The 25,797-nt window shown below is 35.1% G+C and carries 21 protein-coding genes and 1 tRNA gene; 7 read left to right on the forward strand and 15 right to left on the reverse strand.

Annotated features, from left to right (window positions below; translation table 11 throughout):
• Positions 1 to 182: 182 nt before the first annotated feature.
• Together P164_RS06640 and P164_RS06645 are read right to left on the reverse strand one after the other, a co-directional pair.
• Positions 183 to 256 (reverse strand) — tRNA-Arg (locus P164_RS06640).
• A 133-nt stretch (positions 257 to 389) separates the two neighbouring features.
• Complete coding sequence (locus tag P164_RS06645; protein ID WP_028375654.1) at positions 390 to 1,208, reverse strand: dolichyl-phosphate beta-glucosyltransferase; 819 nt, start codon at positions 1,206 to 1,208, stop codon at positions 390 to 392.
• A gap of 186 nt (positions 1,209 to 1,394) precedes the next feature.
• Here P164_RS06645 and P164_RS06650 point away from each other — a divergent pair, with 186 nt between their 5' ends.
• The 4 genes from P164_RS06650 (at position 1,395) to P164_RS06665 (ending at position 7,945) form a co-directional block, all read left to right on the forward strand.
• Complete coding sequence (locus tag P164_RS06650; protein ID WP_028375655.1) at positions 1,395 to 4,496, forward strand: membrane protein; 3,102 nt, start codon at positions 1,395 to 1,397, stop codon at positions 4,494 to 4,496.
• A gap of 41 nt (positions 4,497 to 4,537) precedes the next feature.
• Positions 4,538 to 5,725 carry a hypothetical protein gene (locus P164_RS06655; RefSeq protein WP_125411758.1) on the forward strand — a complete coding sequence of 396 codons (1,188 nt, stop codon included), beginning with the start codon at positions 4,538 to 4,540 and terminating at the stop codon, positions 5,723 to 5,725.
• A complete protein-coding gene (locus tag P164_RS06660; protein ID WP_028375657.1) occupies positions 5,722 to 7,254 on the forward strand; it encodes a cellulase family glycosylhydrolase in 1,533 nt (510 codons plus the stop codon). The genes P164_RS06655 and P164_RS06660 overlap by 4 nt, the downstream gene beginning before the upstream one ends.
• Positions 7,255 to 7,336: 82 nt before the next feature.
• On the forward strand, positions 7,337 to 7,945 hold the full coding sequence (locus tag P164_RS06665; protein WP_028375658.1) for an alpha-ketoglutarate-dependent dioxygenase AlkB family protein: 609 nt from the start codon (positions 7,337 to 7,339) through the stop codon (positions 7,943 to 7,945).
• 69 nt (positions 7,946 to 8,014) lie between these two features.
• Here the strand turns inward: P164_RS06665 and P164_RS06670 are convergent, their stop codons facing one another.
• The 3 genes from P164_RS06670 to P164_RS06680 all read right to left on the reverse strand — a co-directional run bounded on the left by P164_RS06670 (position 8,015) and on the right by P164_RS06680 (position 11,355).
• Entirely contained in the window at positions 8,015 to 9,229 is a 1,215-nt protein-coding gene (locus tag P164_RS06670; protein ID WP_028375659.1) for a glycosyltransferase, read from the reverse strand.
• Positions 9,230 to 9,653: 424 nt separating this feature from the next.
• Positions 9,654 to 9,962: a hypothetical protein gene (locus P164_RS06675; protein ID WP_028375660.1), complete on the reverse strand. Its 309-nt coding sequence runs from the start codon at positions 9,960 to 9,962 to the stop codon at positions 9,654 to 9,656.
• Between the two features lie 136 nt (positions 9,963 to 10,098).
• Positions 10,099 to 11,355, reverse strand: a complete 1,257-nt coding sequence (locus P164_RS06680; protein WP_028375661.1) for a sugar isomerase — start codon at positions 11,353 to 11,355, stop codon at positions 10,099 to 10,101.
• A gap of 330 nt (positions 11,356 to 11,685) precedes the next feature.
• Here P164_RS06680 and P164_RS06685 point away from each other — a divergent pair, with 330 nt between their 5' ends.
• Entirely contained in the window at positions 11,686 to 13,734 is a 2,049-nt protein-coding gene (locus P164_RS06685; RefSeq protein WP_035899391.1) for a tetratricopeptide repeat protein, read from the forward strand.
• Positions 13,735 to 14,074: 340 nt separating this feature from the next.
• Positions 14,075 to 14,299, forward strand: coding sequence for a hypothetical protein (locus tag P164_RS06690; protein ID WP_028375663.1), 225 nt, complete (start codon positions 14,075 to 14,077; stop codon positions 14,297 to 14,299).
• 396 nt (positions 14,300 to 14,695) lie between these two features.
• Here P164_RS06690 and P164_RS06695 read toward each other — a convergent pair whose 3' ends face one another.
• The 10 genes from P164_RS06695 to P164_RS06740 all read right to left on the reverse strand — a co-directional run bounded on the left by P164_RS06695 (position 14,696) and on the right by P164_RS06740 (position 24,852).
• Positions 14,696 to 15,424, reverse strand: a complete 729-nt coding sequence (locus tag P164_RS06695) for a LytR/AlgR family response regulator transcription factor (protein ID WP_028375664.1) — start codon at positions 15,422 to 15,424, stop codon at positions 14,696 to 14,698.
• 11 nt (positions 15,425 to 15,435) lie between these two features.
• Positions 15,436 to 15,756, reverse strand: a complete 321-nt coding sequence (locus P164_RS06700; protein WP_125411759.1) for an Hpt domain-containing protein — start codon at positions 15,754 to 15,756, stop codon at positions 15,436 to 15,438.
• A complete protein-coding gene (locus P164_RS06705) occupies positions 15,740 to 16,822 on the reverse strand; it encodes a sensor histidine kinase (protein ID WP_028375666.1) in 1,083 nt (360 codons plus the stop codon). Before P164_RS06705 ends, P164_RS06700 begins: the two co-directional genes overlap by 17 nt.
• The gene (locus tag P164_RS06710; RefSeq protein ID WP_028375667.1) at positions 16,823 to 17,956 is read right to left on the reverse strand and encodes an FIST signal transduction protein; all 1,134 of its coding nucleotides are present in this window, start codon (positions 17,954 to 17,956) and stop codon (positions 16,823 to 16,825) included.
• Between the two features lie 2 nt (positions 17,957 to 17,958).
• Entirely contained in the window at positions 17,959 to 20,322 is a 2,364-nt protein-coding gene (locus tag P164_RS06715) for a PAS domain-containing sensor histidine kinase (RefSeq protein ID WP_028375668.1), read from the reverse strand.
• Positions 20,294 to 20,860 carry a heme NO-binding domain-containing protein gene (locus P164_RS06720; protein WP_028375669.1) on the reverse strand — a complete coding sequence of 189 codons (567 nt, stop codon included), beginning with the start codon at positions 20,858 to 20,860 and terminating at the stop codon, positions 20,294 to 20,296. Before P164_RS06720 ends, P164_RS06715 begins: the two co-directional genes overlap by 29 nt.
• On the reverse strand, positions 20,860 to 21,276 hold the full coding sequence (locus P164_RS06725) for a response regulator (protein WP_028375670.1): 417 nt from the start codon (positions 21,274 to 21,276) through the stop codon (positions 20,860 to 20,862). Before P164_RS06725 ends, P164_RS06720 begins: the two co-directional genes overlap by 1 nt.
• A gap of 206 nt (positions 21,277 to 21,482) precedes the next feature.
• Positions 21,483 to 22,853 carry an alanine/glycine:cation symporter family protein gene (locus tag P164_RS06730; protein ID WP_028375671.1) on the reverse strand — a complete coding sequence of 457 codons (1,371 nt, stop codon included), beginning with the start codon at positions 22,851 to 22,853 and terminating at the stop codon, positions 21,483 to 21,485.
• Positions 22,854 to 22,925: 72 nt separating this feature from the next.
• Positions 22,926 to 23,879: a phosphoribosylaminoimidazolesuccinocarboxamide synthase gene (locus P164_RS06735; protein WP_028375672.1), complete on the reverse strand. Its 954-nt coding sequence runs from the start codon at positions 23,877 to 23,879 to the stop codon at positions 22,926 to 22,928.
• A gap of 19 nt (positions 23,880 to 23,898) precedes the next feature.
• The gene (locus P164_RS06740; RefSeq protein ID WP_028375673.1) at positions 23,899 to 24,852 is read right to left on the reverse strand and encodes a PhoH family protein; all 954 of its coding nucleotides are present in this window, start codon (positions 24,850 to 24,852) and stop codon (positions 23,899 to 23,901) included.
• 109 nt (positions 24,853 to 24,961) lie between these two features.
• On the opposite strand from P164_RS06740, the gene P164_RS06745 reads away from it, so the two are divergent.
• Positions 24,962 to 25,792 (forward strand): S-adenosyl-l-methionine hydroxide adenosyltransferase family protein, encoded by an 831-nt coding sequence (locus tag P164_RS06745; RefSeq protein ID WP_028375674.1) that lies wholly within the window; start codon positions 24,962 to 24,964, stop codon positions 25,790 to 25,792.
• The last annotated feature ends 5 nt before the right edge of the window (positions 25,793 to 25,797 follow it).

Consider the following 25,797-nt stretch of genomic DNA (forward strand, 5'->3'; position numbering starts at 1 on the left):
CAATCTAAATATAAGTATTTTAAAGGCTTATTCGGTTAACACTTTTTATTTTTTCAAACTGTTGACCGAATTGGTGTCATTTAATACTAATTCAGATCAAATTATATGAAGTCTATAAAAACATAAAACCCTGTAAATCATATAGTTTACAGGGTTTTGACCTCATTTGAAAAACGAAGAAGTGATCGCGACAGGATTCGAACCTGTGACCGTCTGCTTAGAAGGCAGATGCTCTATCCAACTGAGCTACGCGACCCTTTTTGCGGGTGCAAATATAATGCTTTAACTAAAAAGTTAAAGTATTAGTTGAAAAAAAATCAATATTATTTTAAAAATAAAAGCCAGATCACTATAAATCTGGCTTTTACCGTTGTAATTAATATAAAAAATTATGCAGCCATTGGGAAACTAGCAATTTCTGTAAACGCTTCTGCTTCCTCACTAGTACTTAAATTACCTACGGTAGATAATACATTGTAATTAAACCAGATCACTATTAATCGTAAAGGTATTTCTAAAGAGTCTTTTAAGCCTAATTTAGAATCATCAACGTGTACCCATCTATTTAATGCCTGTTCTTGTATAACCTGCATAACGGCGTTTTTTCCACCCATATATTTTTTTAATCGTATAAACATTTCTACGTCAAATAACCACTTGCTTAAAAAGCTGGTTGCATAGATAACAGGTATTAATTCTTTTCTAAAAACTTTAGCTCCACATTGCGTATCTTCTATAGGAAGACCTAAAATTAAAAAAACACACATTTTTATAATTTTAGAGAATATGGCGCGCAAAGGGTCTTTTTGAATACCATCCCCATCATTGTCTTTTGCTCGCGATCCAAAAACCATTTTTAATGTACTATTGCGTTTCAATGTATCGTCTAATGCGATAAAGTCTTCAAAATCTGTAGAAAGGTCTGCATCTATAAAACCTACATTAGCAATATCTTCTCTGTTATATAAATAACGGGCACCGGCTCTAACTGCAGCAGCTTTACCAGAATTACGTTTCATATCAATAACAGTTACTTTATTCTCATCTATTCTTTGAATACTCTTTAAAACTTTAAGAGTTTCGTCTTTACTACCATCATTTACAAAACATAAATGGTAATTTTCAGATTCTTTGATAAAGCTTTCAAAAGCAGCTTTATTGATTCGGTTTGCTTCGTTGTAACAAGGTATTATAATTGCAGTTTTCATAGTGTTTGGTTTTACTAAATCGATTAATTACACTACAAACATACCGTGGTTACGAGGGGTAAATTGTTGATTTTCGATGGCTAAACCTTCACTTTAGATGAAAACCATTCATCGACAGACGAGCCATTCATCGAAAGTCTTATCTTAGCTTTGTAAGAAATAAGAAACCAGTAGTTACCCATATAAATGAAGAGTACTCCAAACAGATATTTAATCATTGCCCTACTTATTGGGGTCGTCTTTCACGGCTTTGGAATCTTTTTTACTTTAGAAGGAACCTACGATGCATTAATACACCTCTTCTTTGCAGATCATTATGCTACGCACTGGTTTGAACCGTGGAATTATAGCTGGTACACCGGCTTTACGGTTATGGGGTATCCGCCGCTGGTGCATCAGGCAATTGCCGTTTTATCGCTTGTAGGCGGACTAAAATTTGGAATGTTTACCGTGGCTTTAATCGGTGTTATCCTTTTTATTACCGGGGTCTATCGATTTGCATTACTCATTACAGCTAATGCAAATGCTGCCGGTTATGCTGCTATCGTAGCTGTATTCTCTTCTTCTTTTGTTGAAACACTCCATGTTTTTGGTCAGCTGCCTAGTATAATTGGTGTTTCTATACTTATGCATTGTCTTCTGGAAATTTATATGTGGCTTATTACTGGTCGAAAAAAATACTTTATCACCTCCTTATCCTTATTAGCGGTTACCGTCTGTTCGCACCACGTAACTCCTATATTTGGAATGGTCTTTTTTATATTCCCGTTAATTGGTATGGCGGTTATGGATCAAGCCAGATCGCAGGTAAATTCTATGAAAGAGATTACTTTCAAGGTATTTTTAAAAGCATTTTTTAAATTGCTGAAGCGTATGATAGCCTTCGGTGTTTCAGCGCTGTTTCTTATTATCACCTGTATTCTTCCGTATTGGGTAAATACTAAAAATAACCCCATAACTCAGGTTCCTATTCCGCATGGGTCTCGAGATAATTTTTTAGAAATAACCTCCAGCGGTCTCGTTTTCTTTTTGATTCCCTGGGGTATTTTATTGCTGCTCATGCCCTATTTTTTCTACCGGTATTATAGCAAACGTTATTTATTTTTTGGGCTTTCGCTTACGATGCTTACCATTTTAGGAACCGGAGGCACGACTCCTATTCCTAAAATTATTTTGGGTGATAATGCATTTAATATCTTAACCTTAGACCGCTTTACCTTATGGGGAAGTATCATGGTTTTACCCCTTTTTGGAGAATTTGTCTATCGTTTTGCTGAAGGGGATTATAAAACCTTTTTAAGTACAAAACTAGGAGGCCTGTACCATCGTATTCTTGCCGGGTTTATGGCAGCAGTCTTTTTAGGAACTACAATTTTTACGATGACCCTAAGTAACTTTAGGCCTTCACAGCCTAAACCTATAAAAATGCTGCCTATAGTAAACTTCCTCAATCAGGATATGCATTATAAATGGCGTTTTTTACCCTTAGGTTTTGGCGATCAAATTGCGTGGCTTTCTGCGCAAACAGATGCGATGACTGTTGACGGAAATTACCATTCTGCACGCAGATTGCCAGAATTGACTACACGAGCTATTGAACGTCTTGAAAATTCAAAATTTAGAGGTGTAGAAGGTATTGGTTCGCTTCAGCAGTTTTTAACTGTTCCTGAAAAATACAATCTCAAATATGTATTTTCAAACGATAAGTTTTACGATCCTATTTTATATTTCGCCGGCTGGCAACGGCTGGGTTTGCTAGAAAATGGTATTATGGTTTGGGAAAAATTAGGCGTACCGCCTCTTGCCGAAATTTTACCCAAAGATGATATTCCGCTCTTTCTTATTTTAATGTGGGGAATTATTCCGCTGTTAACAGTGCTAGTCGCCTTTATTATAAACATTCAATCTATTTGGGTACGTGCACTTCGGTCTAAAAAACCCAAAAAACCGCCCTACATGTTATGGAAGATTGATTTTTCCGCGACTGCGAAAACCTCTCAAAAACGCACAAAATTATTATTTAGCATTGCGCATTTTTATGGATTCATCGTTGTTTGCTGTTTTGCTTTTGGGGTGTACACCTTTTATCTTAAGAATGCAGACCAGATTGCTCCAAAAAATGTTCTGGAGGCATATTTTGACGCATTAGACTTTAAAGAGCTAGAACGGGCATATTCTTATTTTGATCCGCAAAGTGACAAATCGCTTGATCAATTTATGCTCGAGTTTGCCGTTACAGATGGCCTGTTAAACAGTTACGCAAAACTAGATGCGATTGCTATCACACTAAATAAAGAAACCGATAGCAGCGCGCTGGCTACTGCAAAAGCAAAATGGATTACGCCACTAGAACTTATAGATACTGAAGAAGATTTTGAATTGATTATAAGAAAAGGAAAATGGTATATAAAACCTAAAAAACCCGAATTAGATCTTCCGCCAGACCAGTTAATCACCGTAAATGAAACCGATTTTTATAACCACGGAAGACGTCGTATCACTTCTGAACAAACCTATCACGAGGATATATTGAAGCAACCGGTGCTCGAGGTTCTTACCGCCAGATTATTAAAAGTAGAGAATGACTATATCATCGTTGGTGAAATTCAAAATGTAGACAATGTACCCGCAGATGTCTCTGTAAAAGGAACGTTGTATGATGAGCAAAATCAAGAGTTAGCTACCTATAATGCCAAGTATGAGATGAAGCATAAACTAATGCCAAAAGAGATTACTTCATTTAAAATAGAATTTGAAGGTACAGCCTGGATTAATCAGGATGATCACGCCCCGCTTACCTTCAACCCAGATCAATTTACCCCGGTAGAACTTGCGGGAAAACCAGTAAATTTTGACCTTCACGTTTCGGCAAATGTCGCAAATACAGATCTTTATAAAAGAGTAACAATAAACAGCCTTGAAATCATTAAAGATACGCTTACCACTACCCTCTTTAATACCGGTACGCAGCAAGCAACAATACCGCAATTGCTCTTGTCGTATTACAATGCAGATGATGAGTTACAATGGGTATCACATTATTTTTTACAAGAAGGGGTTCGCCAGCAACGTAAACAACGTCTTACCCTGACCTTAGACAATATCAAAACCCAACTAATTAGTGAATCGATGCAGGCTATTTTTGTAAATGGGCTTCCTAACACAGAAATAGCGCGTAAAGTGGTTCCTAACCGAAATAAAAACCAGGAAAGTGCTTCAAAAGTCAAGCTTTCTAATGGTGGTTTTCTTAAAGTAGAAATCAATAGTTATCTTGGTAATCCGCGATGATTCAGAAATTCTCAACACATATATGGGTAATTTGCTGCCTTTTGCTATTAGGTTTTTCGATAAAACCTCAAGATACCGTTGAGTCTGCTAGCATAGAACTACTTACAACCCAAAATCAATTTGAAGCCGGAAAACCCATACAGCTACGATTTAAAGGAAATGCTGAAAATTTAAATCTTATTATTTCCACGGCACTCGCTACGGTAATTATAGAGCCAGATTCTACAGATATAAACGAGCAAATTAAATTTACAATCGGAAGTCCGTTAAACAGGATGAGCGGTATTTTAAACTGGGTTTTAGTGAGTAATTCTGAAAAAATAAGTGATGGAATCTTAAATATCACTACAAATCCTGAAGCTGTTGCAAAACTAGAGTCCTACCTGGGTCCACAGCGCATTGCTGCGGGCGGCGATGATTTTGCTCAGCTTACACTACTGCCTACAGATCAATTTGATAATCCCTTACCAGATCATACAATAGTTACGTTAACTACTGCTATTGAAACTATAGAAAAGCAGGAGGAGTTGAAGGTTCAGAATTTTATAAGTTGGAAAAATATCTATTCCACTACTAAATCGGGTCGCCTATTTACAGCAGCTAATAGCAACAATATTACTTCAAAACTACAGACTATTTATATAGACGCGAATTTGGCTACACCATTTAAAATAAACTATTCGCGACCAAACAGTTTTGCAGATAGTGATCAGATTACCACCTTTGAATCAAGTATTATAAAAGACACCTACGGAAATATAATTCCGGATGCTACTCTGGTAAATTTTGTGGTGCATACCAGTAGCGGTGATGTTTTACAAACCTCTGGAAATACAATAAATGGTCGTGCACAAGCTCGATTATTACATCCTGCAAAATCAGAAATCTGGCAAGTTACCGCCTACATTACCGGTATTGCTCAAAGCAACACAATAAACATTACGTATGAACCCGCGTTGACAGAAATTATAACCAACTGGGATTCTAACACTAGAATTTTAAAAGTAGGACCCTTAAAAGGACGTCTTAATCAAATACTCGCAGAAGGGACTTTGGTTACTTTAAACATCATGGGGCCAGACGGTAAAGCAGATACTGTTGCTAAAAAAACAGAATCAGGTACTGTTACATTTGAGCTTAAAAAAGATTTTTATAAATCTGGTAATTATACACTTACTATCGAAGTTTTAGGAGTTACTCACAAATTAGAAGCTGTAGAACTGTTGTGAAAAATCAAACTAAAAACATATACAGAGCACTGCTAATTTTAACCTTTATAGGGTTAAATCTTTTAATCGTTTCAGCGATTAGTCAGGTCATTACCTACTTAAATACAGGAGCAGACAAAAGTAAAATGCTCAACCTATCTCTCAAGAGTGAAAGCGTATACAAGCCGCATTTAATATGGAGTGATACACTAAACCCTAGCAGACCTTTAGAAAAACCTACTCAGAAAAGAGTAGCACAAGATTATCTTAATGCGTGGTATGTACGGGAAGTAGCATTTAATAGCGGTGAACAAAAAGGACTTGAAGATTATTATACAGAAAATGCCAAACAAAAACTTGACACCCTCATTAATATAAACAATTCTGTAAATACGCGTATTGAAGCGACAACATTAAGTCACGATCTCAAACTAGAGTTTTACAGCGCAGATGGTCAATTAATAGGTTTTACAGATAATAATGTCGTAGAGGTAAAGCGTGTGTTTAAAGAAGAAAAATTACTTCTAGAAGAAAAAACAAGCGCAAGCTACCGTGTGGTAATGCTTTTAGAAGATGGTTTTTGGCGCATCAGACAATTTGTGAAAATTCCATCAAAAACTAGTGCCTCTATTACTAAAAGAATAGCAGTTAATAAACAAACCAAACACCATAATGGACTTAATTATTATCCTGAAAATAGTCCCTGGGACACTTTTGGGGAAACCTTTGATCAAAACACGTTGCGTGTAGATTTTAAGAAAATTAGATCTCTAGGTTTTAATACGATTCGGGTTTTTGTAGGCTATAAAGATTTTGGAGAAGCAGATATAAAAACTGAAAAATTAGAAAAACTAAAAATTCTGATGGATGTTGCTCAGCAAGAACAGCTTCAGGTCATCGTTACCTTATTTGATTTTTATGGAGATTATTCTGTAATCGACTGGTCAAATACCTTTAAGCATTCCAGAAAAATTGTAAACGCTTTAAAGGGACACCCAGCACTCGTTTGTTGGGATATAAAAAATGAACCTAATCTTGATTTTGATTCGCGAGGTGAACAACTGGTGCAGTTTTGGTTAAAAAGTCATTTAGCACATATAAAACAGCTTGATCCTCAAACAGATCTTACCATAGGCTGGTCTAATCTAAAATCGGCTCACTTGCTGCTTGAGTCTGTAGATCTCGTTTCTTTTCACTCCTATCAAAGTTTTGAAAGTTTTAAAAGCGAATTTCAGGAATTGAAGTCAAAAACGAATAAGCCTTTAATGTTACAGGAATTTGGGCTCTCTACCTATTCAGGAATCTGGAATCCGCTGGGCGCAAGTGAGCAAAAACAAGCTGATTATTATACAGATTTTTTAAGCTTTGCTAATCAAAATAAATTGAGTTACACACTCTGGACGTTGTATGATTTTACAGAAATCCCTACTTCTGTCGTGGGTAGACTGCCCTGGCGTAAAGCCCAGCAAAAACATTTTGGTCTTTATAAAGAAAATGGCGAAGCTAAAAAAGCTGTTGAAGTTATTAAGCAACACACTAAAGCTCCTTAATTTTTAAATAGAAAACGCAACTTTTTATTTAAATGTGCTACTCAAAAATAGCTGGAAATCGTATATTTTTCAAAAAAGGAAAATGAAACTATTCGATATTGAACCAGACGCAACAAAAAATTTACTACCCCGGGATGGTACTGTAAATTATTACGGAAAGCTCATAGACGAAAAAGCTGCTAACGATTATTTAAATAAACTCTTAACTACAATTGAATGGCGTAATGATGAAGCCTTAATTTTTGGTAAAAAAATTATTACAAAACGTAAAGTTGCCTGGTATGGTGATAAACCATTTGAGTATACCTACTCTAAAACAACCAAGTCTGCCTTACCCTGGACAGCAGAATTACTAGAGTTAAAAGAAAAAACAGAACAACGAACCGGAGAAACATTTAACTCATGCTTATTAAATCTTTATCACGATGGCAATGAGGGAATGGGCTGGCACAGTGATGCTGAGAAAGATCTCCAAAAACACGGAGCAATCGCTTCAATAAGTCTTGGCGCTGGTCGAAAATTTGCCTTCAAACACAAAGATACTAAAGAGCGAATTGATGTATTTCTGGAGCATGGAAGCCTACTTATAATGAAAGACCAAACGCAAGACCACTGGTTACATAGATTACCTCCCACTAAGCGAGTTACTGAACCGCGTGTAAATCTAACATTTAGGACTATTAATCATTAAAATCAAAAGAACTCCAAACGCTCTAGGGAAAGCGAAAGGAGTTCAACCAAATCAATTGGGGGCGAAAGACTACCGAACGATAATTAAATCATTACTTGCTTTTTGTTCTTTACGGCTGATGATTTGTTTGAAAACTTCAATATATTTTTGGGCAATAGCATCCATAGGTAATGCCGTAGCAGCTTTATAATTTGCCTGCCCCATACGGGTTCTATAATTTTGATCTACAAGAACTTCACTCAAAGCTTTTGCAAGATCGTTTACATTGTTTGGCTCAAAAAAGCGAGCTTCATACCCCTCTTCCCGAGAAAGTATTCCTAAGTCTCCTAAATCTGGCATAACCACTGCTTTACCGTAGCTACCCGCCTGATGCAGCACACCACTACTTCCTGTTGTAGAAGTATATGGAAACACAACAACAGCACTCTCTTCAAAAAGTTTAGGAACATCTTCTTCGGCGACGTAACCTGTAAAAACTAATTGTTTTACGTGCGCATAACGTTTTTGTACACCATCTAAATAGCCTTTCACATTAGGATTATCTGTACCAGCCACAACAATTTCGATATCAAGATCTACAACCTTACGAAGGTGTTCTACCGCTTCAATAAGCATTTCTACTTTTTTGTACGTTCCAAATTTTCCGAAAGTCATTACACGTAAAGGCCCTGCAGGAAGTTCATAGCTAGGCTCTGCAGGTAATTCTAGCGTTCCGTGCGGTATAAGACCTACATTACTGGCCGTATATTTTTCTTGAAGAATACTAACATATTTACTTATGGTAAGGGCAACAAAATCTGCTTTTAGAATCATTTTAGTAAGCTGGGTGCCTATAAAATTATAAGCGCGCTGCATAAATTTATTTGCTGTAAAACCCGCTTCATTAAGATCTACCTGCTCCATAATATTGTGTAACAATACGACTGTAGGCAATCCCATAAGCTTACAAATTCCCGGCAATGCAAGACCTAATGCTGCTGGTATTTTCTTATCTCCAAACTTCATAAACTGAAGATTAAATAGAACCGCGTCTGGCTTTGTTTCTTTTAATGCGCGCACTACAGATACAATATTTGAATAGCTATTGAAACTCCAGCACGATTTTACAGTCACTTGACAACCTTCTACATCTAAATGTGTATTAGCAATTTCTGAAGACACATCTGTAAGAAGAACCAGTTCTGATACTTCTTGATTAGCTCTAAATGCTTTTACAAGGTAATAGGCATATTCATTTAAAGTCACTTTACTTGGAGGGAATGCAGTAACAATTGCTAATTTCATCTGATTTGTTTTTTAATTCTGATACAAATTTGCAACTAAGCAGAAAAGTTTTCGGTTAAAAAACGTTAGCACGTAATACTATGTAGACGAGTGGTATTTTAAAGGCGTTTAATGGAATTTTAATCAGCTGGACTGAGAATGCTTGTTTCACTTGAAGAAAGTGATAGATAGTATACTAATAGGTATAAAATGAAAAACCCGTGCTTGCGCAACGGGCCTTTCTCCCAACTTAAATTCTTAATAATCTATTACGATTTGGGGTAATCGCTGTAATTGTTTTTTAAATTACACACTTGATTTGGGGTTCTGTGAGTGTTATTAATTTAAAATTAGGGGATTGTTGTAATTGTAATAATCTATTATAATTTGGGTTAAGAATTTATTTTGGGTTCACTATGATTTGGGGATCACTGGCTAATTTATATTATGCTGTTTTAATATGCGATTTTAAGGTTGAAAGTTCTAAGGGTGAACGAGTATAAATAATTTCACCTCTAAATTTTACTTTTTTAAGATCGTGTAATCGTAATACAGCATCAGGTAATTCTGACGCAATATCTTTAGAAACTTTTAAATCATTATTTATGGAATCTACCCGTACCTCATCAGACTTAACGATTTCTTGTACAGCGTATTTGTTATTTTTTTTTGAAGTAATGCCCGTTTCAGATGTATTTGCAAAACTCAATGAGCACACAAATAAAAATAAGATTACAGAAAATATTTTAGACATAAGTGGGTTTGTTTTGTATTACACCGTAAATATAACGCCGTTAACCTTTAACTAGCAATTATATTCGATGAAATACATATTAATTTATTTATTTTAACATTTTCTTACAGAATTAAAGTCTTTTACTTATTATTTCCTACAACCGTGTAAAAGAATTTTTAGTTCTGTTGAATAATAAGAAATAGACAACTTGAGCACTTACAAGAAATACCATAGCAGCATTTTGAGCGATCACTACCTCGAGTAAACTATCGTGAAAAAATACTATAAAAGATATTTGAAAGATTCCTCCTACAAGACCAATAAATACAGGCACGTATTTTCCAAGAGAAAGAAAATAGTATGCAAATAGGTTTGCGATTGCAAATAAACCCGTCGCTAAAGCATAAGGACCTAGTAATGATGCGACTTCTATATACGCTTCTCCAAATAACAGATTTACGATAAGTTCTGGTGCTGCAAAACAGATAAGAATAATTGAAACTGCTAGAATAGTTATATAACCTACATATTTTAAAAGTATCGCTTTAGTATCTTCTCCTTTTTTGTGCTTCTCTACTACTACCGGTAACAAAACCATAACAAACATCCAGGCTACAAAATAAACAACGCGTCCTATAAGTGCTAAAGAGGCATATAAACCGGCTTCATAACTATCAAAGTAATGCTTCACCATAAGGATATCACTATTGTTAATGAGTATTTGAGTACCTTCATAAAATGCAGTTATTAAAAAGAACCGTAACACTTCAGCTTTTAAATCTGTATCAAGTTTTGTAGCCTTTGCGGTAACTTGTTTTTGTTTACTTTTAGGAAACTGAGCGATAAATAACGAAAGCCCCACGCCTACCGCCACCCCAATAGCGGGGTTTTCTTTAAATATTAAAATACACAGCAATGTAAGTACCAGTCTGCTCCACATCTCAAATTGATACGTTTTTGCAAGCGACAACATATCCTGGTTTCCCTGAAAAATTCCACGGTTAATACTCATAATAAAATACAGAGGGACCGCAACTCCAAATACGATAAACATCGCTTTAGATTCCGTTTGAAAAAGCACCTGTAGATTTTCAGCAAAAACAATAAATAAAGCTCCCAGAACCAGACCTACCCGCAACCCCCATTTATTTATAGTATTTAAAAATGAAATTTTATCCTGATTCTCTAATAGAACCATATACCGCGCTGTGCCTAATTGAAAAGTCATCGCTGCAAATGATAACACTAACAGTAACGTTATAATTATCGCCGCATCTGCAAAGGCTGCAGGGCCTAATAATCTACCTAAGACTAAATTATAAACATAGTTTCCTGCATTTACTATAAGCGCGCTCAACATAAAAAGTTGTTGAGGTGTAATTTTTTTCTGTACAAAAGGAATTGCGATCATTTTTATAGGTCGTTTCTAAATAAGCTGCGGCTTATATTTTATGATGCAAATTTCTATAAGGAAGGGATTTAAATTTGAGGATTTTCGGTAGATGGTGATTTACTGTAGTTGAATGGTGGCTAAACTTCGTTATACAATAAAAATTCTAAAAAACGATTCTTAACTACTAAAAGCTAATAACTTAGCCTAAATAAAGCTGTAGTTTTGATTTAACAAGAACGCTGATATGCACAAATACCGTGAGTGGCAGATAAGTATAGATGAATGGTTATACGCTATAGATTAAAATTGGCAATTATACCCCTAAATTGCATCAACCAAATCGAAGTCATGAAATTTACAATTACACTCGTTATTCTTTTTTTTACAATCTTTACTACCACTGCACAAGACATGCAGGAAGGCTTTACTTATTTAGAGGAAGGCAAAAATGCCGAAGCACAAGTTTTCTTTGCCCAACTATTAAAACAATACCCCGATAATAAAACCGCACAATTGTGTTATGCACGTGCCTTAGGTTTAGGAAGTAATCCTGCAGAAGCATTATCACTTTTTGAAAAAATGCTTGTTGAATTTCCTAATGATTTAGAAATAGAATTAAATTATGCTGAAGCCTTATTATGGAACTCAAAATTTGAGGAAGCTGCTCCTTACTATAAAAATTTAGTTGTAAAAAATCCCACAAACTTTGGAGCCCTACTTGGTTATGCAAACACACTTTCTAACTTAAAAAAATACGACCCGGCATTAGATTATATAAAGCGTGCGCTTGAGGTAAGTCCCGGCAATCCTAACGCTTTGGTTTCCCGTAAATATATACGGCTGGGAAAAGCCGGAGAACTAGCTAAACAAGGTGCTACTGCATCTGCACTTGCTCTACTCGATTCTAATCTGGTAGATTTTCCTAGAGATCGCGATACACAGCTTAATCAGCTTAATATTTATTTGAAAGAAAAGAATTTTGCAGATGCTACTGCTATCTATACTGGTTTTACAGGATCTAAAAAAGATAGCATAACAGGTAAGATTGGAATCTCACTGTTACATCACCTTGCTGAAAATGAAAAATCGGCTTTGAGTACTGCCACTGGGGCCTATAAAATGGCACAGGAATTCAAAAATGATTCTCTGGTATTTATTCCTGCGGCAGAACGCTATATGCAAGCTTTAATATGGAATGCTAAATACAAGGAGGCTCAATCTAAAATTGAAAATTTAGTAACTCAATATCCTACTAATAAATCTATACTGGCTTTAAAGGCTATGCTGGGTATGTACACAGGAGATTTTAAAACATCAATTACAACCTATCAAACTATTTTAGCTCAGGATACAACATCTTTTGATGGGAATTTAGGAATTGCAAACGCGTATCGCGCAAACGACGAACCTTTAAAATCTTATGCTTATGCAAATAAGACCTTAGAATTTTATGAAGGTCAGACAGATGCTAAGGGATTAGTTAAAACCTTAGATCTTACCTACGCACCGGTTCTGGGAGCACGTGCTTCAATCACTAAAGACAACGGGGAAAATACAGCATACAGTTATGGTTTTAACGCAGCATTACCGCTGTCAACATCCTTTCAAACCGAAGCTAATTATGGCTATCGCATAACAAAAAATGGCATTAGTGGTCAGGAAGCTCAAGCCTACGAAATGGGACTTAAACTAAATTATCAATTTGCTCCCGGTTATGATTTACAAACGAGTGCTGGTTTAATTAAAGCACTTACATTTGACCGGGATTATACAGACTGGCAAGCAAGTATTAGTCTTAAAACAAAACCGTTTATACGTCAAAATTTAGAAATAGGCTACAAACGTGAATTACAAAATTTTAACGCCCAGTTGATTGAAGAAAAAATTGCATTAAACAACTATTTACTTAATTACAATTGGGGTATAACAACCCGCCTGGGATGGTACACTTCAATGATTTATACGGCTCAGTCTGACAAAAACAACCGTAATCTTTTATTTACATCACTATACTACGGCTTAACAAAAAAACCTGCATTAAAAATGGGTTTTAACTACCAGTATTTAGGCTATAAGGAACAGATTAATGAATTGTATTTTAGTCCGTCAAAATACCAGGCAACAGAGATTTTTGCAGACTTAATGCTTCAGAAAATAAACAAATTCAATATTCACGCAATTGCTGCCGGTGGATATCAATTTGTAGAAGATTTAAAAAGTACTTCACTTTTTAGAGCAGAACTAAACCTCACTTATGCAGCATCGTCGCAGTTGCAAATTTCAGCATACGGCAAGTACAGTAATATCGCTTCTGAACTCGCAAGTGGATTTGAATTTGGCGAAGTAGGTCTACTCGTTCGCTGGTTACCATTTGACAAACCCATATTTAAGAAATAAACTTTCTAAAATAGCCGTTTAAATTGAATTAATGTCTAGAATCTAAAAAGCCTGTTGTTTCCTCTTCTAGAAAACAACAGGCTTTTTACTTTAATAGAAAAAAATATTAGAGACTAAAGTTCAGATTCTTTTATTATAATTTAGCTAAAAGAAACGAAAATTTAGAGCATGTGCATTGACTGTAAAGCCTACAGTGAGGTACTAGAACAGACTTGATGTCTATAATATAAAGTGCTCTACCCATAAGGTTTTGATTTAAGCTCAATTTTTTTAAAAAACCCTATTACCTTAATAATAAACGCTTAATGATTAAATTCTTATATTTATCTAAACTAAAAATATGGGTTCGATCTGGATTGTAATATTGGCAGTAGCTATTTTCTTAGTTGTCACTGTACTTTATTGGAAAATTATAAGCACTTATAACATAAATATTCTAGGAGCTAAAAATCACAAACAATGGGGTTCTAGACTTTATTTCTGGCAGGGATCTATTTTTGTGAGTACGGTGGTTACGTTATTAATACTATATACTTTAAACTATTTAGCTATCCTAAATTATTAATTATAGACATAAAAAAAGCAGCGCCTCTCCAAACGCTGCTTAAAAAAACAAACCAACTAACTAAACTATAAAATCAAAATCATCAGATAAAGCTGAATGATTACATTTTGTAATTGTATTTACTACGGAATATTTTCCGTGAATAAATAGGAACCCGAATTAAAATTCTGAATCCATATACCATCTCCTAAAGTCTTCAAAGTCTTACTTTAGAAATTATAAAACTATCTAAGCAACAGCGTTTTGCCGCGTTATTGAATAGCGTGTTTAAGAATATGACAAGAGATTGTGTTCTCATAATCTGGTATTTAATCCAAATTTAGAGAAGATTCAAAATTGAAATTCAAGAATTCGTTAGATGGTTTTTAAGTGTAGACCAGTGGTAGGTTTTACTCTTTAAAGTAAATTAAGACGTTTCATAAGTATCGGCCTGTTAGAACGGCTAATGGGTATGACATCCTTAGCGATTAAAACGCTATTGTCTTCTATATCTATAATCTTATGAAAGTTAATTACAAACGACCTGTGTATCTTTAAGAATTTACTATCTGGTAGTTTATCCTCAATTTTCTTCAATGTAGAATGAACGGTGTAGTTTTTTGTTTCTGTTTTTATAAGTATATAATCGCCTTTTGCTTCAATAATTAGAATACTATCAAAGTTGATTTTTATTAATCTACGGTCAATATTTACATACAAGTCTGAACCTTCTTCACTTTTAGATTCTTTAGCACTAGACTGCGGCTGTTCTATAGCAGTTGATGCAACAGCTGCCTGTACCTGCCTAGATTTCTCAACCGCCTTTAAAAAACGAGGGAGTTCTACCGGTTTTACTAAATAATCTACAATACACTCGTACTCAAAAGCCTCAATTGCAAAGTTGCGGTCTGAAGTAGTCAAAATTATTTTAGGCGGATTTTTTAATGTTTGTATAAAATCAAAACCCGTAAAATCTGGCATATGAATATCTAGAAATATTAAATCTACAGTATGTTGATTTAGATATTTTATAGCTGCAATGGCATTATCAAATTCTGAAACTATATTAAGATCTTCGGCTTTTAAGCAGTGACTGCTTATGATCGCTCGTGCTAATGCCTCATCATCTATTATAATACAATTCATAAAATATGCTTTTAAAATTTTTCTATAAACTGCGTCATTGCTGTAAGAACATTCTCAAAGACAAGCGCAGATTCAGCATTACCGGCACGCAATTCATTTTCATATGCAATTGCCAGCTCATATCCCAAACTTAGATTCAATATACTTATTTTATGTTTTAATTTGTGTACATCTTCGGCAGATTTTAAATAATCCTTATGTTCAAGATGTGTTTTGTAAAGTTTTATTTCCTGCGGAAGTTCTTCTTTTATAATTGCGATAAATTGCTGTACGAGTTCATCGCTATCACCTGCTATTTGCTTTATTTTCTCTAAATCAGGCTTTTCCATCATAATGTTTCGGTAAGGTAAAATAGAACGTCGTTCCCGTGTTTAATTCAGATTCAAGCCAAATACTACCCTTATAAAATTTAATAATTTTTAAAACTATAGATAAACCTATACCTTTTGACTTAAAATCATTTTCTAATGTTTGAAAGGGCTGAAAAATTTTATCAAAATAATTAGCTTCAATGCCTATACCATTATCTGCTATACTAAATTGAAAATTTGTATCTAGTTCTATAAAATCAATTGATATCGTACCAGATTCTTTGTCGTTGTATTTTATTGCGTTTTGAATTAAATTCTGAAACAGTTGTTGGAAACGGTAGGAGTTACCGGTAACCACAGGAAGTTTACTATTTACAGTAATAGTAAAGTGGTCTGGTATACTCATATTTGTGATTAAACGCATCAACATTTCATTCAAATCTACCTCATAAGATTCTCCCTGATTTTTATCTATACTTGAATACTCCAGGACACCTTCAATCAAACTATTCATATGCTCAACGTGTTCTAAAATTAAATTTAAATTTATTCCACAGTTATCATCATAAATACCTTTATAATCTTCAATAATCCAGCTTGTTAGCGCATTTATGCTATTTAAAGGTGATTTTAGATCGTGAGAAACAATATGTGCATAATCATTAAGCTCTTTATTTTGTCGTTCTAACTCTTCCAGCAATTTATCGCGTTGTTCATTAGAAGCAATAATCTCACGTGTTTGATTATCTATAACACGAGCAAGCTCCAGACCATCATTTTCTACATCTACATTATCTGCTACATTTACGGGAGTGTCGTTATTACCATATTTATGAAGTGTAGCAATAGTTTTAGTTAGACTTTGTATAATTTCTTGTTGCTGGCTCATCTCTTTTTTAAGACTAAGATTAGCAGCAGAAAGTTCGTCTGAACTTAAAGACATGGCGCGTTGTACCATAACCAACTGCTCTTCATAATTCGTGTATGAGCTGTCAACTGCACTTAAAAATGAATTAAGCTCTGCGTTAACTTCAATTCCCTTACTTAATAAGTGCTTACGTATTTGCCTGTTTAAGAGTGTGTTCATTTATTCACTTATTAAGGTTAACGTCATCGTCTGGTTATGTAACTCACATTGATTATTATCTGAGAACGGCGCCATCTCCCCATAACTATAAAAACCGCTTACAACTGCCTGTTTACCTATAACCTCAATAACTTCTTCTACCTCTTCTTCTACTCGCTGATGCATCACCAGTTTACGACCTACACAGCTAACGAGTATCGCTAACTGGGCGTCTGTCTTCCGGTTTTTAGTGGCTTCTTTTGCTGCTTCACAAGCCCCATCAATTATACCGTCTACGGTAGCCATCATTAATTTAACCTTAGAACCTTCGGGAACATCTCCCGCTAGAATCATCGTATTCTCGGCTTCATCAATTGTTAAAATGGTACGCACTAATGGTCTTTCTTTTAATTGAGATTGCACACTTAGAGGATAGAATAAAGAAGATGTGGGCAACTCTGCGGCTTTATCACCCAGATAGGATTTGTAAAGATCTAATGCCGGTTTATGATCTAATTCATAAAGAACATTGCCTTTAGACTTAGTTATAATACGTTCTGGACCAAAAGGAAACCAACCCCCATAATTGGCGAAGCTTATTTCTAAACTTTGACCGTAAAGCGCAATACCTATAATTTCTCCTTCAGCCGCCGGCTTATTGTATCCTGCAAGTGTTCTGTTAAATCGTGCATCATCACCACAAAGTCCGCCCGTTATAGCGACCTCATCTGGTAAAACACTTTCTATACCTTTAATTAGCTCACTACCGTTTACAAAGCTTCCCTCAGAAATTACAAAAATATGCTTGAGACCCTCTTTATTTACTTTGAGACCTAAAGCCTTACCGGCTGCAACCGCATCTTTACTATGATTGAGTATGTTTTCTGAAAGTATATTGAATGACGACTTCTCAAATTCAATAGCTGTGTATGCAAGTCCGCCATCGTTTACTTGAGAACCTAATATTTCTCCAGCTGTAGATCCAAAAATTAAATGCCCGTCGGGAAATAGATCGCGCATTATATTAAATATTGCTTCGTCTTCGAGAACGTATCTGTTAGCAAAAATAAGAACCAGCGGATTTTTTAATAAAACATCGCTGTTTAAATGACTCCAATTCCCCTCGCTGTCTAAACTTCCCTGTTGAATATGCATCGCTAACTTTTTTTAAGGCTGAAGTAAAAAGTACTACCTACAGTAGGTGTGCTTTCAACCCATATTCTACCTTGATATAGATTGACAATTTTTTTAACAATAGATAGACCAATTCCTGTTGATTCTTTGTGATCTGTAAGTGATTGAAAAATATTAAATATTTTTTCGTGATACTTCTCTTCAATACCAATACCGTTATCCTTAACAGAAAATATATAATATTCTGCATCTTCCTGATAACCTATTTCAATAATACCTTCTTCTTTATCACTATATCTAATGGCATTGCCTATTAAATTTTGAAAAACCTGCTGAAGCCTTGTTCTATCAACATTTATAGTAGGTAAATTTGTAGCTGTAATAATGTTAATGTGATCTGGTACAAAAATTAATTCTTGAATATCCTTAATAATTACATTTACATCTGTATCCTCATCTTTTATATTCTCAATTTGAATACTGCTATAATTTAAAATTCCTGAAATTAGATTTTCCATCTTTTCCAGTGTGCTTTCCAGAATATCAAAATTCTCTAAACTTTGAGCATCAAGAATAGCTGCATTGTCTTCTTTTATCCAACTTGCTAATGCATTGATACTGCGCAACGGACTTTTTAAATCGTGCGAGACCACGTGTGCGTATTCTTCTAATTCCTGATTGCTTTTTTCAAGTGTTTTTAGAAGGGACTCTTTCTGTTGCTCGAGGTTTTTTAAATCTGTAATATCAAGATGTATACCTATACTTCCTATAAGTTTACCATTAATATCAAAATTAGGAGCGCCACTAATTAACCAGTTTCGACGTTCTCCGTTTTTAATGATCGCTTCTACCTCATACGAGTCAGATACACCATTAGAACGCACAGCATGTTTTTCTTTAATTACAGTGGCACTATCTTCATTGAGAAATATTTGAGCTGCTTGTTTTCCTAAAAGTTCTTCTTCACTATAGCCGCTAAGTTCACAAAAACTTTGGTTTGCCATTAAAATTCGATCTTCAATATCAACTTCAAGAAGCCCCAGGTTCATATTTGCAATAATACTACTGTACTTTTCTTTTTGTTTTTGAAGATTATCTTTATAGCGTCTGTTAAGTGTAACATCTGTATAACTCCAAAGATGACCCTTATATTTTTCGTTAGAATAAACGGGAACAAAATCTCTAGAAAATATTCTACCGTCTTTGAGAACCAGTTCGTCTCCAGTTACTAATTGCCGATTTTCTAATATTTCAGCTATGCGATTAATAAAATCCTGGGGGTTAATAAATAAATCTTTGGCTTGTTCTGCAGCATTTTGACAATCTAAACCTATCATAGCTTCAGGTGTCATAGGTACTCCGAACATTTCACAAAACATAGGGTTTGTGAGCACTACTTTTCTATTTTCGTCTTCCAGTAAAATCCCACTTTGTAACTTAAGAATGAGTGCAGAAAGCCTATTTTCAGACTCTTTAAGTTTTTCTTGGGCTAAGAGTTCTTTTGTAACATCTTCAATAGTAACCACCTCCTGACGTAATCTCAGATCATTATGATCTTTAACACTACTTACATTAATTTTTGTGGTTATGATCTCACCTAAATTAGTGATGTATTTAATGGTGGTTGAAAAAGAATCTAAATCTCCTTGATGTAGTAAAGCGCTCTTCTCTTCATAATCAGATTGTTCTGCAGCTACAGTAATAGATTTTAGACTTTTTCCTTTTATATATTCTTCGGAATAACCAAGTATACGGGTAAAACTGGCATTGCAATGATCTATTAGACCGTTTGTAGTTAGTGCAATACCTAGCGGAGAGCTGTTAACAATAAACTCTAATTGGCGCTTTTGTTCTTTAATTATTTGGGCCTTTTTTTCTTCTGAAGTAATATCTCTCACAATACCCTGTGCAGCAACGATATTACCATTTTCATCACAAATTACACTTGCATTTATATGTACCAAACAGTTTTTTTGCTCTTTAGTAACGATAGTAATCTTAAAGTCTGTGATGTTACCGGACTTGATTAAATCTTTAAAACCTGTAGCAACTTTATCTTTCTCGCTTGCAGGAACTAAATTAGGTAAGAAAACAGTTTCAAGAGTTGCATCATAACCTAGAAGTTTTACAGCCGCACTATTCATCTTAAGTACATAACCTTCTAAGTCTATTACAACATAGGCATCAACAAGACTTTCAAATAATCCTTTTAACTCTGAATTTTTTTGATAAATAGAGGATTGTAAGCGATCATTAGATTTTTTAAGTTCCTGAGAAATCGAATACAATTCAGACGATTTTGCCTCAAGAATACTTTCGGCCATTTTTCGAGCTGCACGCTCTCTTTCGATAATGCGCTTATAGACTTCTAGATTTACTGTATCCATTTTTTCTTTCAATAAAAAATCTTACGTGTGTACCGTCTTCTTTTAGTTTCTCTAATCGAATATTAAAATCTATATTGAAAAATTTAAAGGTTTCGTGCATTAGACCTAACCCAAAACTATACATGGCACGACTAGATAGATAATCTAAAGTTAATGTATTTTCTGACTTTTCTAGTGTTTTAAATGTAGGTAATTGCGCATCAGGATAAATTTTAAGCACTTCAACGTGTATATGATCTTCTATAGAAGATAGCATCTCTATAGGATCTGAATAACTCTCTAAAAAACCAGGATAACTTGATTTTATTACGGTGAAAAAATGCTGTGCATAGGTATAGAGCAAATCATCAATAGATAATTGGGTTCTATTGCTCAATTGGGTAAGTAGGCTAACCATCTCACCAAATTTGTAGGTTCCTACTGCGGTATAAGCTCCTCCAGATTCCAGGTCTGAAGCAGTGATGATGTCATCTACCATCTGCATACCAAACTTTATTTCGACAAGTTCTAAGAACTCAGTAAAAACTACACCTTTCATTAAATATGTATAAGTTCATTTACACTCCAATACGCTAATAAACTCTCTATTTTCTCTACGTAGTCTTCGTATTTTAAGGGTTTTAAAACGTAACCGGCAATACCAATCTCATAACATTCTTTTACATCATTATGATTATTAGAAGTTGTTAAAATAACAGTAGGAATATATTTAAGGTAAGAGTCGTTTTTTAAAATCTTTAAAAACTCAATACCGTTAATCTTCGGCATATTGAGATCTAAAAGAATAATATCTGGCAAATTGCTTTTGTCCTGTAATATAGTCAACGCTTCCTCTCCATTTTTTGCTTCAACTAAGTGATGTTTTAAATCACTTTTGCTCAAAACACGTTTTAGCTTCATGACTTCAATACGGTCATCTTCAATAAGTAATATAGATAAAACTCGTTTTTTCATTAGATAGCTATAAGATGGGAAATTGTTATCGGGTAAAGTTGCAAAAAACTTAACCTTGAATCATGTAAAAAACGTTAACCTGACGTTTTAATGTAGACGAATGACGTTTAACTATAGTTGAGTGGTTATTACTTGTACATTTCTACAATGGTCAAAGCTATAAAAATTGCAGTGTTAAAGCTTAAATGCTATACGCTTCCAATAGATTATACCCTTACCTTTTTAAAATACTCTCGGGCGCGAACCATAACTTTAGGAGCTAAAATAAGTGTAGTAAGCATCGTAGGAATCGCCATTAATGCAAAAAATGTATCGATAAGATTAATCATTAAACTTAATGATGTAGTCGCACCTAATAATATACTACCTATGTAAAAGTAATTATAAAGGTATTTATACTTCGTACCAAATATAAAAGAAAGGCATTTTGTACCATAATACGAGTAAGAAAATAACGAACTTATACTAAAAACAGCTATACAGATTAATAATACGTACGCTCCAAAACCAGGCATAGCATCAGAAAATGCCTTTGCGGTTAAACTTACGCCATTTGCCTCACTAGTCTGCCAGACACCAGTTACTAAAATACTTAATGCCGTAAGTGTACAAACAATAATGGTGTCTATAAATGGGCCTAACATTGCTACCAAACCCTCACGTATAGGTTCATTTGTTTTTGCTGCACCGTGAGCCATAGGAGCCGTACCTATACCTGCTTCATTAGAAAATGCACCTCTGCGAATTCCTAGCACAATTAATGCTCCCACAACACCACCAAACATAGGATCTCCTGTGTAGTTATTAGCCGCAAAAGCATCTGTAAAGATGAGCTTAAAATATAATGGCACTTCCGAAGCATTAATAAATAAAATTGCGAGAACAGCAATAAAATAGAGACCTACCATTACAGGTACTATACGCGATGCAGTTTTACTTATTCGGTTTAAGCCACCTAAAACCACAACGCCGGTAATTACCGCAAGTACAATACCTATAGTTAAATCTGTAGAAAAACTTTTAGCAAATCCATTAGGAACGAGCAGAATATCGTTTATCGCCTGGGTGAGCTGGTTTACGTTAAAAACCGGTAAGGCACCTACCAGACCTGCAACACTAAATAATATGGCGAGTGGTTTCCAGGCTTTGCCTAGACCTTCCATAATAAAATACATAGGACCACCCTGAAGTTCTCCTGCATCGTCTTTACCTCTATATAAGATAGCAAGCGTACAGGTAAAAAACTTAGTACTCATTCCTACAATTGCACTTACCCACATCCAGAAAACAGCTCCCGGACCTCCTATGGCTATGGCTACTGCAACACCGGCAATATTACCCATGCCTATAGTAGAAGAAAGTGCCGTCATTAAAGCCTGAAAATGACTTATCTCACCGGGATCATCAGGATTATCATACTTACCCCGCAAAACATTAATTGCGTGAACAAAATATTTAAAAGGAAGAAAACGCGAATAAATAAGTAAATAGGTGCCACCACCTATTAATAAAATCAAAAGCGGAAGTCCCCATATAAAAGATGCCGCTTCTGAAAAAAAATTATTAAGTTCTACCATATTCCAAATAAAAAAACCGAAAAGGAAAATACGCTTTTCGGTTCATTAAATTTTTTGTTTATCTACTAAAAATCAACCGTTAAGATAACTTAAAACATTATCTTCTATACGTTTATCTATATTAGAGAGGTCTGCTTTAACAAATGGTTCTCCAGTAATATTCTCATACAACTCAATATAGCGCTCAGAAACCGTCTCTATATAAGCATCGCTCATTACGGGAAGCTTCTGCCCTTCTAGCCCTTGAAAACCATTACTAATTAACCATTGGCGTACAAACTCTTTAGAAAGTTGCTTTTGTGCTTCTCCCTTTATTTGACGTTCTTCATATCCTTCAGCATAGAAATAACGTGAAGAGTCTGGTGTGTGTATCTCGTCAATTAATACAATTTTTCCATCTGTAGTTTTCCCAAATTCATACTTAGTATCTACTAATATAAGTCCGCGATCAGCGGCAATTTCGGTACCGCGCTGAAATAATTTATAGGTATAATCTTCTAGAACTGCATAATCATCTGCCGATACAATACCGCGTTTAATTATATCTTCTTTGGAGATATCTTCATCGTGATCTCCCATTTCGGCTTTAGTTGCCGGTGTGATAATAGGAGTAGGAAATTTATCATTCTCGTGTAAACCTTCAGGAAGTGCAACACCGCAAAGCATGCGCTTACCAGCTTTGTATTCACGAGCAGCGTGACCACTCATATATCCGCGAATAACCATTTCAACTTTAAAAGGTTCGCATTTTTTACCTACAGCAACATTCGGGTCTGGTGTTGCTTCTAACCAATTAGGAACGATATCCTGAGTATCGCGCATCATTTTTGTGGCGATTTGATTTAAAATCTGACCTTTATACGGTATTCCCTTTGGCATAACTACATCAAAGGCACTCAGCCGATCTGTAGCGACCATTATTAATTGATCATTTTCAAGACTGTAAACTTCCCGTACTTTCCCTTTATAGACGTGTGTCTGACCGGGAAAATTATAATTGGTATCGGTGATGGTTTTATTTGACATGGAGTATAAGTCGTCTATATTAATCTCTATTTTCTATGGCTTTATAAGCTGCTATAACCTCTTTTACAAGACGGTGGCGTATTACATCTTTATCATCTAAATAAATCATACCCACACCATTAACATCTTTAAGCACCAGTAATGCTTCTTTTAATCCACTAATCACACGTCTGGGTAAATCTATCTGACCAGGATCACCGGTAATCATAAATTTTGCGTGTTTGCCCATACGAGTTAAAAACATCTTCATCTGGGCGTGCGTGGTGTTTTGTGCTTCATCTAAGATCACATAGGCATTGTCAAGTGTGCGTCCTCTCATAAATGCCATAGGTGCAATTTGTATTACTCCTTTTTCAATAAAGCTCTCTAATTTTTCGTGTGGAATCATATCACGAAGCGCATCATATAAGGGTTGCATATAGGGGTCTAACTTTTCTTTTAAATCCCCCGGTAAGAAACCTAGATTTTCACCTGCTTCTACTGCTGGTCTTGTAAGAATAATACGTTTTACCTGCTTCTCTTTAAGCGCTTTTACTGCAAGAGCTACAGCTGTATAAGTTTTACCGGTACCAGCGGGTCCTATCGCAAAAACCATATCGTTTTTACGTGTAAGGTCTACCATTTTACGCTGGTTTGCTGTTTGTGCTTTAATAAGCTTACCACCTACCCCGTGCACAAGAATCTCACCACTTGCCGGTGAAGTTTCATAATCTGCACGGCTTTCACTGGTTAAAACGCGTTCTATTGAGTTTTCATCAAGTTTATTATACTTGGCAAAATGCTCGAGAAGCATCGTCATGCGTTTATCAAACTCTTCTAAAAGATCTTCATCGCCGTAAGCTTTTATATTATTACCTCTGGCAACAATTTTTAATTTTGGAAAGTACCTCTTAAGTAGCTCAATATTAATATTATTTTCACCAAAAAAATCTCTTGGCGTAATCTCTGAAAGTTCAATGATAAGTTCGTTCAAAAGCGGAAGAATTTTATAAAGAAACTAGTTAATTATCTTTAGTTTTGTGTTTAACAAATGTAACTAATTTAAGTTACTCTACCCTTTAAAAATATCAACAAAACCGCCTATGCCCATTATAACATTAACCACAGACTTCGGCTTAAAAGACCATTTTGCCGGTGCGGTTAAAGGCGCTATTTATACTGAAATGGCTGATGCCAGAATTGTTGATATCTCACATAATGTGTCACCTTTTCATATAACAGAAGCCGCATATATTATACAAAATGCCTATCGTAATTTTCCCGACGGCACCATTCATATTATAGGTATAGACTCTGAGCAAACACCAGAAAATAAACACATTGCAGTAAAACTAGACGGTCACTATTTTATATGTGCAAATAATGGGATTATGTCTATGATTACACGCACCATCGTTCCTGAAGAAGTTGTTGAAATTAATATACACGACCGTATTAAGACAAATTTCACAGAACTTGATGTTTTTGTACAGGTCGCCTGTCACATTGCGCGAGGTGGTACTTTAGGTGTTATTGGCAAACCTATTAAAGAAATACGCGCAATTACCGGACTGATGCCTGTTATTAATAATGAACAAAAGCAGATTATAGGTAATGTCATTTATGTAGATAACTACGGAAATGTAATCACAAATATTACACGCCGTTTATTTGATGAAGTAGGTAAAAGCCGCGTTTTTACAATTCAGGCGCGCCGTGCTCATTTTAAAAAAATCTACGATAAATACAGTGATGCTATAAATTTTGACATCGAAAAAACAAAACGCGAAGAAGACGGTAAAAAAATAGCGCTATTCAATTCTTCCGGTTACCTGGAACTAGCAATATACAAGAGTAACCCCAGCACGGTGGGCAGCGCTTCTACCCTTTTTGGTCTGGATTACCGAGATACGATAACCGTAAATTTTGAATAATTCTA

It is taken from the genome of Leeuwenhoekiella sp. MAR_2009_132 (assembly GCF_000687915.1).
Taxonomy (GTDB): Bacteria; Bacteroidota; Bacteroidia; order Flavobacteriales; family Flavobacteriaceae; genus Leeuwenhoekiella.

Excerpts from the sequence above, each read along its gene's own strand:
- P164_RS06645 (WP_028375654.1), bottom strand. The coding sequence starts at position 1,208 with ATGAAAACTGCAATTATAATACCTTGTTACAACGAAGCAAACCGAATC.
- P164_RS06650 (WP_028375655.1), top strand. The coding sequence starts at position 1,395 with ATGAAGAGTACTCCAAACAGATATTTAATCATTGCCCTACTTATTGGG.
- P164_RS06665 (WP_028375658.1), top strand. The coding sequence starts at position 7,337 with ATGAAACTATTCGATATTGAACCAGACGCAACAAAAAATTTACTACCC.
- P164_RS06670 (WP_028375659.1), bottom strand. The coding sequence starts at position 9,229 with ATGAAATTAGCAATTGTTACTGCATTCCCTCCAAGTAAAGTGACTTTA.
- P164_RS06675 (WP_028375660.1), bottom strand. The coding sequence starts at position 9,962 with ATGTCTAAAATATTTTCTGTAATCTTATTTTTATTTGTGTGCTCATTG.
- P164_RS06680 (WP_028375661.1), bottom strand. The coding sequence starts at position 11,355 with ATGATCGCAATTCCTTTTGTACAGAAAAAAATTACACCTCAACAACTT.
- P164_RS06685 (WP_035899391.1), top strand. The coding sequence starts at position 11,686 with ATGAAATTTACAATTACACTCGTTATTCTTTTTTTTACAATCTTTACT.
- P164_RS06690 (WP_028375663.1), top strand. The coding sequence starts at position 14,075 with ATGGGTTCGATCTGGATTGTAATATTGGCAGTAGCTATTTTCTTAGTT.
- P164_RS06695 (WP_028375664.1), bottom strand. The coding sequence starts at position 15,424 with ATGAATTGTATTATAATAGATGATGAGGCATTAGCACGAGCGATCATA.
- P164_RS06700 (WP_125411759.1), bottom strand. The coding sequence starts at position 15,756 with ATGATGGAAAAGCCTGATTTAGAGAAAATAAAGCAAATAGCAGGTGAT.
- P164_RS06705 (WP_028375666.1), bottom strand. The coding sequence starts at position 16,822 with ATGAACACACTCTTAAACAGGCAAATACGTAAGCACTTATTAAGTAAG.
- P164_RS06710 (WP_028375667.1), bottom strand. The coding sequence starts at position 17,956 with ATGCATATTCAACAGGGAAGTTTAGACAGCGAGGGGAATTGGAGTCAT.
- P164_RS06715 (WP_028375668.1), bottom strand. The coding sequence starts at position 20,322 with ATGGATACAGTAAATCTAGAAGTCTATAAGCGCATTATCGAAAGAGAG.
- P164_RS06720 (WP_028375669.1), bottom strand. The coding sequence starts at position 20,860 with ATGAAAGGTGTAGTTTTTACTGAGTTCTTAGAACTTGTCGAAATAAAG.
- P164_RS06725 (WP_028375670.1), bottom strand. The coding sequence starts at position 21,276 with ATGAAAAAACGAGTTTTATCTATATTACTTATTGAAGATGACCGTATT.
- P164_RS06730 (WP_028375671.1), bottom strand. The coding sequence starts at position 22,853 with ATGGTAGAACTTAATAATTTTTTTTCAGAAGCGGCATCTTTTATATGG.
- P164_RS06735 (WP_028375672.1), bottom strand. The coding sequence starts at position 23,879 with ATGTCAAATAAAACCATCACCGATACCAATTATAATTTTCCCGGTCAG.
- P164_RS06745 (WP_028375674.1), top strand. The coding sequence starts at position 24,962 with ATGCCCATTATAACATTAACCACAGACTTCGGCTTAAAAGACCATTTT.